Origin of the sequence: Haloterrigena salina JCM 13891 (genome assembly GCF_000337495.1) — an archaeon.
Classification (GTDB): Archaea; Halobacteriota; Halobacteria; order Halobacteriales; family Natrialbaceae; genus Haloterrigena; species Haloterrigena salina.
On the sequence record NZ_AOIS01000030.1, the window covers coordinates 31,879 to 46,087 of the forward strand.

The window sequence follows — 14,209 nt, forward strand, 5'->3', positions numbered from 1 at the left end:
GGGTCGCCAGTACCGAACCGCTGCGATCGCGCGACGGTGACGCGGGCGACGGACCTACCGCTTGTCGGACCGCTCCTTCCACGCTCGTTCCTGCCGTCGCTCCGCCACGTGTCGCCGGCCGCCGGTCAGTTCCCGTCGAACCCGTCTCTCGAGGCCGCGCGCTTCGGCCAGCAGCGTTCGCTGGTAGTTCTCGACGACGTCGTACGACCAGCGGTCGTCGTCGACGACGCCGTGAGGTAACAGTTCGTCCCGGACATTGTCGGCGAGGTCGTCGCGACCGCTCTCCCTGAGGAGCCGTTCGGCCTCCCGGAGGTGGTCCATCCCGTGGCCCGTCGCGTGGTGGAACGCGAGCAATTGGCCCTGGGCGCGCTGGAACCACTCGAGGCCGAGTTCGACCTCGTGGACTGCGCGCCGCTCGGCCTCGACCAGATCCGGAGCGGGCTCAGACTCGCTGTCGGCCGGGTCGGGGGCGGACTCGGTCTCGGTCTCGGTCTCGCTGGTCGTCTCCTCTGTGGCCATACCTAGGTGTACGTCATCACATAGCATACAACTGTTCCTGGCGACCGCGATCCCGGAACGGCGCGGGCGTAACGTATTGGAAACAATACTCGTCGGCGAGTATAATCTGAGTAGTTAAGTACGGGCGCGATTGTCCCTAGGATAGCATGGACTACTATGCGGGCGTCGATCTCGGCGCGACGAACGTCCGTGCCGTCGTCGCCGAGGACGACGGGACGACGCTCGGTGTGAGCCGACGATCCACACCGCGTGGCCCGACGGGGATCGACGTCACGGAAGGCGTTTTGCGGACGCTTCGCGAAGCGTGTGGCGACGCCGGTATCGCACCCACTGAAATCGTCGCGGCGGGGATCGGCTCTATCGGTCCGTTCGACCTCGCGGAAGGGGCGGTCATCGATCCGGCGAACCTGCCGGACTCGATCGATCGCATCCCGCTGACGGGACCGATCTCGAAGCTGATCGACAGCGACGAGGTGTACCTCCACAACGACACCAACGCGGGCGTCATCGGCGAGCGGTTCCACGCCGATCGCAACCCCGACGACATGGTCTACATCACGATCTCCTCGGGGGTCGGCGCCGGCGTCTGCTGCGACGGCGAGATCATGAGCGGCTGGGACGGCAACGCCGGCGAGGTCGGCCACTGCGTCGTCGATCCGCAGGGTCGGCTGACCTGCGGGTGCGGCCGCGACGGCCACTGGGAGGCCTACTGCTCGGGGAACGCGATCCCCGACTTCGCTCGGCTGCTCGCCGAGGACGATCCGACGATCTCGACGAACCTTCCCCTCGAGGGGCCCGATTTCACGGCCAAGGACGTCTTCGAACTGGCCGGCGAGGACGAACTGGCCGACTACACCATCGAGCAACTCGCCCACTGGAACGCGATCGGCGTGACGAACGTGATCCACTCCTTTGCCCCAATCGTGGTCTCCTTCGGCGGCGCCGTCGCCCTCCACAACGAGGAACTGGTCGTCGACCCCATCCGCGAGCGCGTCGCCGAGATGGTGATGACCAACGTTCCCGAGATCACGGTCACCGATATGGGCGACGACGTCGTCCTCGAGGGCGCCCTCGCCAGCGCGCTGACCGGCGGCACGGGCGACCGCAAGCAGCTCTGACGGTCAGTTCTCGAACCGACGGCGCCTCGGGGGCGGGATCCGATCCGGTTTCGACGCCGAGGCGTCGACGACGGTACCGACCCGTGCGTCCGCTTTCCACGTACTTTTGACGCGAGCGACGGTTGATGACGTATGCAGCGGAGAGCATTCCTCCGGGCGGGCGGGGCCGCCGGCGCAGTCCTGACCGTCCCGGGAGCGGCCACCGATTCGGCCGCAGCGACGCCGCGCGCCAATCAAGAGGCCCCCGACTCGTTCGAACCGCTCGGGCAGATCGAGCTATCCGGCGGCGACCCCGCCGAAGTGGTCGTCGGCGACGACGGCGAGACGGCGTACCTCGCCACTACGTACGGGTTCGCGACTGTCGACCTCGGCGATCCGATCGCGCCGGAGCCGCTCGCCGAACGAAATCAGCTCGCGGTCGACGGCCGGGAGTTCACGCGGATTTTCGACGTCAAAGTCGACGGCGACCGACTCGCGGTCGTCGGGCCCGCCGACGAGGGGTTCGGCGAGTTCAACGGGTTCGAACTCTACGACATCAGCGACCCCGCTGACCCCGCGGTCGTCGACCGCTACGAGACCGGTTTCCACATCCATAACTGCTTTTTCGCGGACGAACTGCTGTACGTCGTCAACAACGGCCCCGACGATACCGCGCTCGTCATCTACGACACGAGCGACGACGACACCGAGGAGGTCGGTCGCTGGTCGCTCCTCGATCACGAGCCCGAGTGGGAAGACGTCTACTGGTACGCCCACTATCTCCACGACGTCACCGTCCGCGACGACCTCGCGCTCCTCCCGTTCTGGGACGCCGGCACCTATCTGGTGGACGTCAGCGATCCGAGCGCCCCAGAGTACGTCTCGCACGTGCGCGATCCCGACGTCGGCGACGATCGCAGTTACGGGGGAAGCGAGGCCGTCTACAGCCTGCCGGGTAACGACCACTACGCGGCGGTCGACGACGCCGGCGACCTCCTCGCGGTCGGTCGCGAGTCCTGGACGACTGGCGGCTCGGCGCCGGACGGTCCGGGTGGAATCGACCTCTACGACGTCACCGATCCGACGGCACCGGACCCGCTGGCGTCGATCGAACCGCCCGAAAGCGACGACGCGTCCCGCCGAGGCGGCGAGTGGACGACCGCGCACAACTTCGAGTTGCGCGACGGTCGCCTCTACTCGGCGTGGTATCAGGGGGGCATCAAGATCCACGACGTCGGAGACCCCGCCGCGCCCGAGGAACTCGCCCACTGGCGGGCGACCGACGAGGCGGCGCTCTGGACGGCGCGCGTCGCCAACGACGGCGCGACGGTCGTCGCGAGCAGCACGTCGCGGATCCCCGCCACGGACATCGACGGCGCGCTGTACACGTTCCCGACCGGACTCGGGAGCGACTTCGAGACGGGCGGCGACGACACCGATGGCGGATCGAACGGCGCTCTCAGCGATCGGGTTCCCGGCTTCGGCGGGCTCGGCGCCGGGGTCGGACTCGCCGGCGGCGCGGCCGCCCTCGAGTGGATCCGCCGTCGCGACGACGATCGGTGACCGAGCGCGCGCCGCCCCGAAACCGTCAGGAACGATCCTGATAGTAGCTAACACGCGTCAAAACCTTATTCAGCGCTCGCGTGTTAGACCGACTAATGACTGATTCCGACGCGGTATCCGACGCCGAAGCCGACGGCGAGCCGTCGCTCCGAGAGCGCGTCGAGACCTGGCTCAGCCGGGAGATGCCGATCATCCAGATGCACGGCGGGACCAGCGCCGTCCGCGAGGTCGACTCCGAGACCGGCGAGGTCATCATCGAGCTCGGCGGCGGCTGCAAGGGCTGTTCGGTCAGCGACGTCACGACGGGCAACATCGAGGCCGAACTCATCAAGTGGCCCGAGATCGACGAGGTCACCGTCCGCGTGCCCGACGCCCGCGAGCAACTCGGCGGTCCAGACCAGGCGGAATCGATCATGGGCGTCGACCGCACGGAGGGCGGCCGCGGCGACTGGGGCTCCTCGAATCCCGGTAAGGACCACCTCTAAGTCGACGCCTTCGCTCTTTGTCCTCGTTTTGCGCGTCGCGTTTGATCGATCGAGTCGCAACGGCTTTCCACACAAGTACTCCTCGAGACCCCGTCGAACGGATCGGTTTGACGGCTCTTACAGCTGTGTGTGCGGCATCTACGAAGTCGCGCGCCTTGTCCCGCAGCCGCCAGCAACGGTGGCGAGCCTCGAGTACTGCTCCGCGCGCTCGAGTGGATCAGCCAAGGGTGATAGGACTATCCTGCGTAGTCGTCAGCCACCACTGTCCAAGCCTGTGGTTGGCTTTCCAGGAGCGGCGTCTAACGGTACGGAGCGGCGGAGGGCCGTCCGGAACGATCGAACGGGTGGTTCGACTATCGAAACCGTCTGCTCGAGCCGCGTCGACCGCGCCGCCGTCTGCCGTGTGGGGACCGCCGCGCCGGACCTTTCGGTCCGTGTGAACGCTCAGCAAACCGCAAGAGGGCGTCGGGTTCGGCTGAATACGCTTTCGAAATGGTTTTAACCGCAACGAGCCAAAGAGACCGATATAAGCGCCTCTGCGCGTGAGCTACAACAATGAGCGACCAACACCAGAACCTGGCCATCATCGGCCACGTTGACCACGGGAAGAGTACGCTCGTGGGACGACTCCTCTACGAGACGGGGAGCGTACCCGAGCACGTCATCGAACAGCACCGAGAAGAGGCCGAGGAGAAGGGCAAGGGCGGCTTCGAGTTCGCCTACGTCATGGACAACCTCGCCGAAGAGCGAGAGCGCGGTGTCACCATCGACATCGCCCACCAGGAGTTCTCGACGGACGCCTACGACTTCACCATCGTCGACTGTCCGGGCCACCGAGACTTCGTGAAGAACATGATCACGGGCGCATCCCAGGCGGACAACGCCGTCCTCGTCGTCGCCGCTGACGACGGTGTCGCGCCCCAGACCCAGGAGCACGTCTTCCTGGCTCGTACCCTCGGTATCGACGAGCTCATCGTCGGCATCAACAAGATGGACATCGTCGACTACGAGGAGTCGACGTACAACGAGGTCGTCGAGGAAGTGACCCAGCTGCTCAAGCAGGTCCAGTTCAACACCGACGACGCTTCGTTCATCCCGATCTCGGCGTTCGAGGGCGACAACATCGCCGAGCGCTCGGACAACACGCCCTGGTACGACGGCGAAATCCTCCTCGAGGCACTCAACGACCTGCCGGAGCCGGAGCCGCCGACGGACGCGCCGCTTCGACTCCCGATTCAGGACGTTTACACCATCTCCGGTATCGGTACCGTCCCCGTCGGACGTATCGAGACCGGACTCCTGAACACCGGCGACAACGTCTCCTTCCAGCCCAGCGACGTGGGCGGCGAAGTGAAGACGATCGAGATGCACCACGAAGAGGTGCCCAAAGCGGAGCCCGGTGACAACGTCGGATTCAACGTCCGCGGCATCGGCAAGGACGACATCCGACGCGGTGACGTCTGTGGCCCCGCCGACGACCCGCCGAGCGTCGCCGAGACGTTCCAGGCCCAGATCGTCGTCATGCAGCACCCGTCCGTGATCACGGCCGGTTACACGCCGGTCTTCCACGCCCACACGGCCCAGGTCGCCTGTACGATCGAGTCCATCGACAAGAAGATGGACCCCTCGAGCGGCGAGGTTGCCGAGGAGAACCCCGACTTCATCCAGTCGGGCGACGCTGCTGTGGTCACCATCCGACCGCAGAAGCCCCTCAGCATCGAGCCGTCCAGCGAGATTCCCGAACTCGGGAGCTTCGCCATCCGCGACATGGGTCAGACCATCGCGGCCGGGAAGGTCCTCGACGTCCACGAGAAATAAATGCAGCAGGCACGCGTTCGACTCGCGGGTACGAGTCCAGACGACTTAGACGACATCTGCGACGACGTCCGCGAGATCGCGAACAACACCGGCGTCAACCTGAGCGGTCCGATCCCGCTGCCGACGAAGACCCTCGAGGTCCCGACCCGGAAGTCGCCTGACGGCGAGGGCACCGCGACGTGGGAGCACTGGGAGATGCGCGTCCACAAGCGCCTGATCGATCTGGACGCCGACGAACGCGCACTCCGTCAGCTCATGCGCATTCAGGTGCCGAACGACGTTTCGATCGAGATCGTCCTCGAAGACTGACGATCGCGGTTGCGGTTGCGGTTTTCGCCGTTTCGTTCGTTCGGTAGCGGTGCAGCCGTCGAGAGTATCGAGAGCGGTGAGTCAGCGACGCTACGGCGCCGGTTTCTCTCGAGTGCACTCCGACCATCACTGCTTCTGCTTCGTTCGACCGACTCCGACTCGAGCGGACCGAAGCGGCCGTGGTGTCGATTTCCCGTCGCCGGATTACCACCGGCGCTCACAGTAGGCAATCCATAGCCGTCGGTGTCGACGCGGACACTTTTGGGGGGCGCGGTCCCACTAGTCCTTATGGCAGATCGCTCGTCGCGGTCGGGGATCGGGATGCGATCGGGGACCGGCGCCGAATCACCGGCCGACGACTCGAGTAGTCCGATCGTCGATCTGCTCGCCGTCTTCGTCGTCGTCTTCGTCCTCCAGCAGGTGGCGGCGCTGCTCAGCGTCGGGCTGATGGCCGGCCTGTTCGTCCTAGCGCCGCCGCTGTCGACGAACCCGTGGACGGTCGTGACGAGCGTCTACGCCCACGGCGGCGTCGGCCATCTGGTCTCGAACAGCCTCGCGTTGATCGTCTTCGGCTGGCCGGTCGCACGCGCGACGACGCGGCTCCGATTTCACGCGTTTTTCGCGGTGACGGGTGCGATCGCCGGCGTCGCCCAGATCCTCCTCACGAACGTCGCGGCGTTGGTGACCCCGGTTCCCGCGACGGGCGGCGTGCTCGGCGCCAGCGGCGCGGTCTTCGCCCTGCTGGGCTACCTGATCGCCTCGAACCGGCTGTCGGCCAGCCTGGCCTCGTTCGTCGAGGTCCCCGCGTGGCTGTCGGGGCTGGTGTTCCTCGGACTCGCGATCGCCGTCACGATGGCCACCGCCTCGCCGGGGGTCGCTCTGCTCGCACACTTCACCGGCCTGTTGCTCGGCCTGGCGGCCGGCCGCGCTCGAGTCCTCAACGTCGGCTCCCCGTCGCGGTCGGGGTCCGCGCGACTCTGAGACGCGACGGCCGCGAGTCGGTCGCGGGAGACAAGGTATTTTTCCGACCTGTTCGTACAGAACGTATGGCACCGACTCAGGTCCAGCGGGCGATCGACGTCGCCGAGCGGGAGCTCAACCTCGCGTGGACGGCCGTCGCCGCCGTCATCCTCCTCTTTGCGGGTCGACTGCTCCTCGAGGGAACCGCCTCGCTCTCCCGGACCGCGGCCCTGCTCGCCTACGCTGGCGTCGTGACCGCGAGCGCGTTCGTCCGCGTCCGGCGGTGGGCCGGCATCTGGTTTCTCTGGGCGGCCTTCGCGGCCCACTTCGCGCTGACGTTCTCGGCGGCCGGAATGGTGACCGTCGCGCTCGTGCTCCTGCTTGCCGCCGGCGTGTTGGCGGTGTTGGGCGTGCAGGACGTTCGTGGTGTACTCGAGCGGTGATCGGGTGGCGACTCGAGCGTGGGGACGGCTGTCGCGCCGCTTCCGAAACACAAGCTACAAATAGAAACCCCGGTTAGAAAGGGGCGAGGGCTCGTAGATCAGTGGCAGATCGCTTCCTTCGCAAGGAAGAGGCCCCGGGTTCAAATCCCGGCGAGTCCATTTCCTTCCGCTCACTACGTTCGCTCCAGTCACTGGACTCGCCGTAGTCACACTCGCTTCGCTCGCGTGACTCCCGGCGAGTCCACAGTTGTGTTGAGAGATTTCACCTCGAGGCGAAGTCTGACTGTTGGTGGCGACGCTGTAGGACGGGTGCGTGTCCACTTCCGAGATCGTTGCCCGCGATTGCCGATCTCGCCGACTTCGTCTCGGATGATCAGCGCGATTCTCGTGTCCCGCGAGGAACTGTGAGTGCTCGTCAAGTTCGACGGCCAGGACGAACCGCGACGAATGCGGATCGATACAATCCTCTCACGGCTGAAGGCCGATAGCTTCGAGAACGTCGGCACGATCGCTGCTGAGGCCCTCGAGAAGTGGTCGAAGTCAGGGAACGATCCGACGATCCTCCGCGGCGCCGAGTTGACCTGGAAGACTCCCGGCGGCGGAACGGAGACCGGATTCGTCGGCGCCGTCGCCGATCGGTGAATCGGCCCGAGTAGTGGCAACACTACCCCGTCACTTCATTTAGACAACCACAGTTTCGTTAGCAGCTGATTTTCACAAGTTCCGTTGTATTCGCTCACTCGAGGGCGGGGTCGGCGCCGCAATCGCACCGCAACGCCGCGGGGTCGTTTCGCGCTTCGCGCGAAAGCCCCCTTGGCGGGTGTCGCCAAGGCGACAGCGCCAAAAAATTACAGTACCCCTCCCCCACCTCTGCATGCTGAACTCCAGTTGATCCACTCGAAATAACGGTCAAGTTGGTTACAAAGTGCTGCAATCATTAGGTTTATCATATGTCATTCAAGACTGCTTTCTAATGGCTGTTGACTCAACTCAATCACTCATCGCTCAATTTGCAGGATTCGTATCTTCAAAAGACATTTCGAAGGAGGATTGGGAAATCATTACAAAAGAGTTTGGAGTTTACGACACCGCTACTGATACTGAGAGGTTTTTTAGAAGTTGGTATTTTGACGATGATGATAAAGCCCTCAGGACTACTAACTTTCTAGAAGGTATTCATGAAGAAGATAAAGAGTTGACAATGTCGCTTATTAGCCGAGTCTATAATCGTGTAGGCCCAGCGAGTGATGACGAGTTTGAAGAATATCCAATGATTGAGGCTATTGAAGATGATATAGATGACGAGGTTTCATTAGTCAACCGCGTCGCGTACAATTCAGAACCGTTTATCGAAATAGATAATTTACCAGAGTCTTTTTACCCGAAATTATTGGACGAGATTAACTCTTGCTATCAGAATGGATCATATACAGCGGCCTTAATTCTTTGTCGGAAATTGTTAGAAAATGCTTCAATAGATGCTTTACGTGCGAGGTTCGGAATCAAGAAAGGCAAACATCTATTCTTTAACGAAGATAGAAGACAATTTGTACAGTTTAGCACCTTGATATCAAACCTGAAAACAGAGATTGATAATTTCAAACCACTATCTGACGGAGCAGACCAAGAACTAATTCGACAACTCCATGAAATTCGACACCAGTCAAATGCCGGCGCGCATTCTTTAGAGACCGATATCACTAAAGAAGAGATTGACGAATACAAACATTCTATTGAAAGAGCAGCTACTATATTGTTTGATCTTCGGACAAAAGCATTTGATGAGGAAAATATATCTCCGAAATCTGAATCACAAGATGATCAGACAAGTTCCACTGGATTGGATAAGGAAGATTTTCAGGTATCTGACTCTGAGATGCTTAAGAAATATCAAGACAACATCGGAACTCTATTTAGATTCTCAGATAAGGGTGATTTACACATAAATGAGAGGGATACTCTCTCACTCGAAGATAAAATAATAATCCATTTTATAGCGTATCAATATGCATCTGAGGTAGAATTGGTAGAATCGCCAGTTGTTAGCGTAAATGATTTAATTGAATCGTATAATTCAGACATGGGTGAAATCTGGGGAGTGATCAATGATATAGATTGTCTTAGAAATATTGATAAGGAAAATGGTGAATTTTCATTTAATGTACAAATGCTTCCGGAAGTGATATCTCGGATAACAGAACGCTAGTCCGATATCAGTCTACTCCCTGCGGTTGTACGTCTCGAAGAGTGATTTCCTCGATATGAACACGAACCGAGTATCTTCCGTGTTCATATTCGGCCCATCGCCCACGAGATCGCCCCAGCCACAGCACCGATCACGGCGGGTCCGATCCCCTCTTTATAAACTAAGACCGCTCGAGTGAACCGAAAAAACTAGGATAGGCGGGTTGTGTTCACGGCCATGTCTCACAACGAGACGCCCGGGTCGGTTCGAATCCGGACCGACGACGGGAACGAATGGCAATTCGACGCAATCCAGAAAGCCGCCCAGTTCTACGACTGTAACCGGAGTAACGCTATCGCATTCGCCTGCGAAGACGTCGGCACGCTCGTCTCCGCGGCCCAGGCCGTCCTCGAGCGCGAGGACCTGACTCGTGAACAGCGCCGAGAGATCGCCGAGACACTCTCCACTCGAGCGGTACAGTTCGAGGTCGACACGTCGGTCGCAGTGACGACGAAAGGCCAAATGTAATCACCGTTTCTTGATTCAGCGCAGGATCTGAAACTCGTGTTCAGTGTAGTTGGCGCAGGTATCGGTCAGTACAGAATCTGAAAATCTGGTTTTAACACATGCGGTTTTTCAACCGACTATCGGTGTAGTTCGGTCGTCATTGTTGTCGCGCCGTGCGCCAACACTGAGGGCTATCGCAGCAGTCAGCAACCCCAGTGCTGAGGCCATGAAGAACCATCCTAACCAGAGACTCAAGACGGAGAGCCCTACGCCAACAATCGCGGTTCCCCATGTTATCCGCCGGCGGTTAGTCCATGTCGCAACGCCGCCGATAGCAACGAGGCCTAAGAGAAGCGTTGCCCAGAAGAACAGTGTGGATGCGTCGCCACCAGTCCCTCCAACAAGGTAGTTAATACCCGATACGCAGCCTTCGGCCCCTCCGCTTGTCTGGCAGGAGACTGGGCCGAATGTACCCATTAGATAGAGAAATCCGTACGTCCCTGTTAGACCAGCCACCCCTGAAGCGATTCGGGCGACACGTTGGGGACCATCTGTTGTGTTAGCCATATAGAATTATTTGTGAGATAAGGACTTTAACCTTCTCCAGAGACGGATGTAGTTCACTAAGTACGCAGCTGTAGTTACCGAAAAAGTGATCGCGTTGCTCTCTTCTGAAGTCGTCAGAAGTATCGGAGATCGATATTTTCGCCTGCTTGGTATCCCGATGGTCGCCGCCACCGTGCCACCCCAGCGTCGGTAACCTCGAGGCCGCGACGGCCGTCGTCTTGAGGATCTGCGTTCCCCGTCCACGTTTCCGATAGACGGCGAAGCCGTACATCCCACCGTTCGCCTGTAGGCGATCGTGAGAGGTTTTGTAGACCTTGAAGTTGCCCGGTTGGCCGTCCGCGTGGCGGTGTTTCGTCGCTTTGAACTCCCGGCAAGTCCATTTCCTTCCGCTCACTACGTTCGCTCCAGCCAATGGACTCGCCGTAGTCGCACTCGCTTCGCTCGCGTGACTCCCGGCGAGTCACAGTTGTTGTTCGCGGTTTCATCTCGAGGCGAAGTCTGACTGTTGGTGGCGACGCTATAGGACGGGTGCGTGTCAACTTCCGAGATTGCTGCCCGCGGTTGCCGATCTCGCCGACTTCGTCGCAGCTGATCAGTGCGATTCTCGTGTCCCGCGAGGAACTGTGAGTGCTCGTCAAGTTCGATAGCCAGGGCGGCGGATACGAATCGCCACGATCCTCTTGATCGGCGCTATCTAGTCTGTTCCCCCTCGACTGGTACGTTTCCGTTGAGGGCTTGATGCCGTCTTTGCTGGTTGTAGTACTACACGAACTGTTCAAACCGTTCTCGAGTACTCGCCCGACTGCCCACTCATGAATTACGGAAGCGGTCGATTCGCGTTTTGAGAGTGTAAAACCGCTTTTCGATTGCCGACGTGCCCGTAGTACGAATGGATCGAGAGTAGTGAGGGTCAGTTCAGTGAGGCAGGGACGCCGAGAAACTCGAACGGTTCGGTCTCGACGAGTTCGGTGGCGGCATCGCCAGCAAAGGCGTTCGCCTGGTTCTCACCGAGCGGCAGCGATCGAACTCCGGCATCGGCGGCGAAGTCGATCTCGTCGAGGTCCAGCCAGAAAACGTTCGGTGAGAACGCCGACTCGAAGTAGTAGCGTCGGTCTCGGTGATCGGCGACTGTGCGCCAGCGCGTCGAGGAGATATGTGGTTCGTCCGGCGTACTGATCCCGTACGGGACGGAGACGTTGCGGATCACGCCGAAGACGCTCGCCGTTGCGGTTCGACGGTTCTGTGTCTGTGGGATCGCGTCCACGTAGAAACTCGCGCGGGCGAACCGGTCAGCTGGGCGATTCGTTCCCGGCAACATGACGGTTCCACCGATCTCCGACCAGTACTTGTCGAGTGCGAGTTGCTGGTCGAACGGCGGGGAGTTCGTCATTACCTGATACTCCCGATCGTGATGGATCACTAACTCGCCGTCGATGTACTCGAGGATAGCGCTGTCACCCGTGGCGTCTGACATGGAAAGGTGCAGGGTGGCGAACCGACCTTCGTCCGGGATTTCGTCGGAAACGACGACGAATTCCTCTTTCCGGTGGTTCTCGACCGCCTCGGCGACCGTCGCGAAGTTGTCGAGGACGTACTGTGCCCACACTGAGATCGACAGTCCAGGCGTGTCGCCGTCCCACTCGGGATAGTCGGATTCGGTGAGCCACAGAACGTTCGCGGCCAGACCAGCCTCGTTCATTCCATCGGTTGTCGCGATGTCGTATGCGGAGGCGATGACACTGCCATACTCAGCGGTCCACTCCTTCGAGGCTGGACCGACCTTGCCCGTTCGATCCGTTCCGCGCGGGAATACCCAGATGTTGGTTCCGATCTCGCTGTGCCAGTCCATCGACCGGCCGGTGAGCACGATGTCCTCGGTTCCGAGATACATCAACCGCGTACACATATCGGTTGCCCTCTCTGAATGGCGCCTGCCAATTTTCGCACCGATTTCCGTTCTCCCGTCATTTTAGGCTGCGACTTCTTCAGCTGCAAACATCTCCCGAAGCGTATCTTCGTCCGTCGGCGAGAGGTTCGTGCGAATCACTTCCGGATCGTACGACGCGAGATCCTCGACGATGCGCTCTTCGGAGACATCGTGAGCGAGCATGAACAGCGCGGAGTGGCCAGGTTCGATCGTATCAGATACTTCGTCAATGAAGTCGTCGTCAATACCGACATCGGAGAACTTTCCGGCGAGTGCACCGCTTGCGGCTCCGATCGCAACGCCGAGCCACGGCATCCAGAAAACGGTCCCGATGAGCAGGCCCCAGAACGCCCCGCCTAGGGCGCCCGCACCGACCAGACTTCGCGCCTGTTTCACTTTGACGTGACCGTTTTCCTTCCGGACGACGACCGCTGCGTCGTCGAGTTGGAGCAACTCTTCTTTCTGAAGTTCGTAAAGTTCGTCACGGACGGCTTTCGCGCCATCCATGGAATCGAACGCGAGGACGATTAGTTCTTTCATCGGCAATGAACGCACAGTGACGTTGGTGTTAAATGCTTCACACAATAATTTAGAATAGTATCTATCTAGAAGTTCGTAAGAATTGATGCGCACTTTATCCGATTTACCATTCTCGGAAACTCTCGAGGACCTATATTTTATATGCGATAGCGCCGGTACGAGAGTTACCATACCCGGCAACCGTGGTGTTTAGTTCTCGGATTCAAGGGCAGTGATTCGACGGTGCATCTCGTCACGAATCCACGTCGCTAATTCCGGAACGGGTTCGTCGGCTTCCGGTGCCCAGAATTCGAACGCCTGGGCCGGTTTGAGGAAGGTAACGATTCGATACAGCGGAATCCGCTTTTCGTACCTATCCGGTAAGCTACCAGCCTGATTTCGATACCCTGCTCGTAGTGCCCGCCGAAGTCGGTCGGGGTCGTGGATTGGCGGTTGCTCAATCTGTGTCGCTTCTACACGGCAGAGGTCAAACGACGGGTCACCGACGAGCGATTCCTCCCAATCGACGAGTCCGACCGCGGAATCGTTCGACTGGACTAAGCAGTTCTTTCGGTTTGGGTCGCCGTGGAGGAGCGATACTGGGACATCAGTGAGTACCTCGCGATGTTCTTTGAGAACCTGTTGCACACGGTTCGGAAATTCCGTGAAGCGGTCAGAGAAAACCGTCTGTACGCGCTCTTCGATTGTAGTACAGAGGACAGTAACCCACGGGTCTTCTTCGAGGGTGAGGTTATCAGCCGTTCCCCCCAGAATCCGACCGCTTTCCTCGAATCGAACTGCGTGCAGATTCGCCATCGCGTGACCGACCCGATACAGCATCGACTCGCGCTCGGATGGTGATGCACCCGACCAACGGGTAACGATGGGTTCACCTGAGAGGGCAGCAGTCGCGAGATAATACGGCTCGCTTTGCACGCGAGTGGACAGTACGCGTGGCACCCGGATTTCTGCATGAGTGTTGAGATACTGAAGAACAGCACCGGCCCTTCGAATCCGACGACTGCCACCGTCGGTCACTAGTTTGAGAAACGATTCCTCGCCACTAGCAAACGAAATACGATAGGTTTGATTCCCCGGATGCTGGGATTCTGAGGGGCTGTCTATCTCAGAGATGTTCCGGTCCGGGAACGCCCGTTCTAATGCATCGGAAAGAATCTGCCCCATTTGTGTTGGATAGTAGATGATTGCAGAAGAATCTTCGCTCTGTGTTGAGCAACGACGCTGTTACAGACGGGGATCTAATGAATGTACCACCGCTTCGAGAGCCGGCAACTTCAGACCGATTTCGC

General features: G+C 60.1%; 13 protein-coding genes, 1 tRNA gene and 1 pseudogene. 11 read left to right on the forward strand and 4 right to left on the reverse strand.

Annotated elements, in window-relative coordinates; all coding sequences use genetic code 11:
- Positions 1-54: 54 nt before the first annotated feature.
- Entirely contained in the window at positions 55-519 is a 465-nt protein-coding gene (locus tag C477_RS08235; protein WP_008894010.1) for a hypothetical protein, read from the reverse strand.
- A gap of 146 nt (positions 520-665) precedes the next feature.
- Between C477_RS08235 and C477_RS08240 the strand changes: the two genes are divergently transcribed.
- The 11 genes and pseudogenes from C477_RS08240 to C477_RS08285 all read left to right on the forward strand — a co-directional run bounded on the left by C477_RS08240 (position 666) and on the right by C477_RS08285 (position 9,907).
- A complete protein-coding gene (locus tag C477_RS08240; RefSeq protein WP_008894011.1) occupies positions 666-1,637 on the forward strand; it encodes an ROK family protein in 972 nt (323 codons plus the stop codon).
- 132 nt (positions 1,638-1,769) lie between these two features.
- A complete protein-coding gene (locus tag C477_RS08245) occupies positions 1,770-3,179 on the forward strand; it encodes an LVIVD repeat protein (RefSeq protein WP_008894012.1) in 1,410 nt (469 codons plus the stop codon).
- Between the two features lie 95 nt (positions 3,180-3,274).
- Positions 3,275-3,664, forward strand: coding sequence for a NifU family protein (locus C477_RS08250; protein WP_008894013.1), 390 nt, complete (start codon positions 3,275-3,277; stop codon positions 3,662-3,664).
- Between the two features lie 555 nt (positions 3,665-4,219).
- Complete coding sequence (gene tuf / locus C477_RS08255; RefSeq protein ID WP_008894014.1) at positions 4,220-5,482, forward strand: translation elongation factor EF-1 subunit alpha; 1,263 nt, start codon at positions 4,220-4,222, stop codon at positions 5,480-5,482.
- Positions 5,483-5,791 (forward strand): 30S ribosomal protein S10, encoded by a 309-nt coding sequence (gene rpsJ, locus C477_RS08260; protein WP_004215311.1) that lies wholly within the window; start codon positions 5,483-5,485, stop codon positions 5,789-5,791. It abuts the gene before it with no gap.
- A gap of 288 nt (positions 5,792-6,079) precedes the next feature.
- Positions 6,080-6,772, forward strand: a complete 693-nt coding sequence (locus tag C477_RS08265; RefSeq protein WP_394295431.1) for a rhomboid family intramembrane serine protease — start codon at positions 6,080-6,082, stop codon at positions 6,770-6,772.
- Positions 6,773-6,837: 65 nt separating this feature from the next.
- The gene (locus tag C477_RS08270; RefSeq protein ID WP_008894016.1) at positions 6,838-7,194 is read left to right on the forward strand and encodes a hypothetical protein; all 357 of its coding nucleotides are present in this window, start codon (positions 6,838-6,840) and stop codon (positions 7,192-7,194) included.
- Between the two features lie 87 nt (positions 7,195-7,281).
- Positions 7,282-7,353: transfer RNA gene (locus tag C477_RS08275), tRNA-Ala, on the forward strand.
- 270 nt (positions 7,354-7,623) lie between these two features.
- A pseudogene (locus tag C477_RS08280) lies at positions 7,624-7,836 on the forward strand (DNA-binding protein); the annotation flags it as partial.
- Positions 7,837-8,167: 331 nt separating this feature from the next.
- A complete protein-coding gene (locus C477_RS22845; protein ID WP_083870264.1) occupies positions 8,168-9,400 on the forward strand; it encodes a DUF4145 domain-containing protein in 1,233 nt (410 codons plus the stop codon).
- A 216-nt stretch (positions 9,401-9,616) separates the two neighbouring features.
- Complete coding sequence (locus C477_RS08285; RefSeq protein ID WP_049914428.1) at positions 9,617-9,907, forward strand: DUF7692 domain-containing protein; 291 nt, start codon at positions 9,617-9,619, stop codon at positions 9,905-9,907.
- Positions 9,908-11,363: 1,456 nt separating this feature from the next.
- Here the strand turns inward: C477_RS08285 and C477_RS08295 are convergent.
- The 3 genes from C477_RS08295 to C477_RS22850 all read right to left on the reverse strand — a co-directional run bounded on the left by C477_RS08295 (position 11,364) and on the right by C477_RS22850 (position 14,084).
- The gene (locus tag C477_RS08295) at positions 11,364-12,359 is read right to left on the reverse strand and encodes a linear amide C-N hydrolase (RefSeq protein WP_049914430.1); all 996 of its coding nucleotides are present in this window, start codon (positions 12,357-12,359) and stop codon (positions 11,364-11,366) included.
- Between the two features lie 63 nt (positions 12,360-12,422).
- Positions 12,423-12,920: a DUF1269 domain-containing protein gene (locus C477_RS08300; protein ID WP_008894021.1), complete on the reverse strand. Its 498-nt coding sequence runs from the start codon at positions 12,918-12,920 to the stop codon at positions 12,423-12,425.
- A 189-nt stretch (positions 12,921-13,109) separates the two neighbouring features.
- A complete protein-coding gene (locus C477_RS22850; protein ID WP_008894022.1) occupies positions 13,110-14,084 on the reverse strand; it encodes a phosphotransferase family protein in 975 nt (324 codons plus the stop codon).
- Between the last annotated feature and the right edge of the window lie 125 nt (positions 14,085-14,209).

Coding starts and splice junctions, on each gene's coding strand:
- C477_RS08235 (WP_008894010.1), bottom strand. CDS start 519: ATGGCCACAGAGGAGACGACCAGCGAGACCGAGACCGAGACCGAGTCC.
- C477_RS08240 (WP_008894011.1), top strand. CDS start 666: ATGGACTACTATGCGGGCGTCGATCTCGGCGCGACGAACGTCCGTGCC.
- C477_RS08245 (WP_008894012.1), top strand. CDS start 1,770: ATGCAGCGGAGAGCATTCCTCCGGGCGGGCGGGGCCGCCGGCGCAGTC.
- C477_RS08250 (WP_008894013.1), top strand. CDS start 3,275: ATGACTGATTCCGACGCGGTATCCGACGCCGAAGCCGACGGCGAGCCG.
- tuf (WP_008894014.1), top strand. CDS start 4,220: ATGAGCGACCAACACCAGAACCTGGCCATCATCGGCCACGTTGACCAC.
- rpsJ (WP_004215311.1), top strand. CDS start 5,483: ATGCAGCAGGCACGCGTTCGACTCGCGGGTACGAGTCCAGACGACTTA.
- C477_RS08265 (WP_394295431.1), top strand. CDS start 6,080: ATGGCAGATCGCTCGTCGCGGTCGGGGATCGGGATGCGATCGGGGACC.
- C477_RS08270 (WP_008894016.1), top strand. CDS start 6,838: ATGGCACCGACTCAGGTCCAGCGGGCGATCGACGTCGCCGAGCGGGAG.
- C477_RS22845 (WP_083870264.1), top strand. CDS start 8,168: ATGGCTGTTGACTCAACTCAATCACTCATCGCTCAATTTGCAGGATTC.
- C477_RS08285 (WP_049914428.1), top strand. CDS start 9,617: ATGTCTCACAACGAGACGCCCGGGTCGGTTCGAATCCGGACCGACGAC.
- C477_RS08295 (WP_049914430.1), bottom strand. CDS start 12,359: ATGTGTACGCGGTTGATGTATCTCGGAACCGAGGACATCGTGCTCACC.
- C477_RS08300 (WP_008894021.1), bottom strand. CDS start 12,920: ATGAAAGAACTAATCGTCCTCGCGTTCGATTCCATGGATGGCGCGAAA.
- C477_RS22850 (WP_008894022.1), bottom strand. CDS start 14,084: ATGGGGCAGATTCTTTCCGATGCATTAGAACGGGCGTTCCCGGACCGG.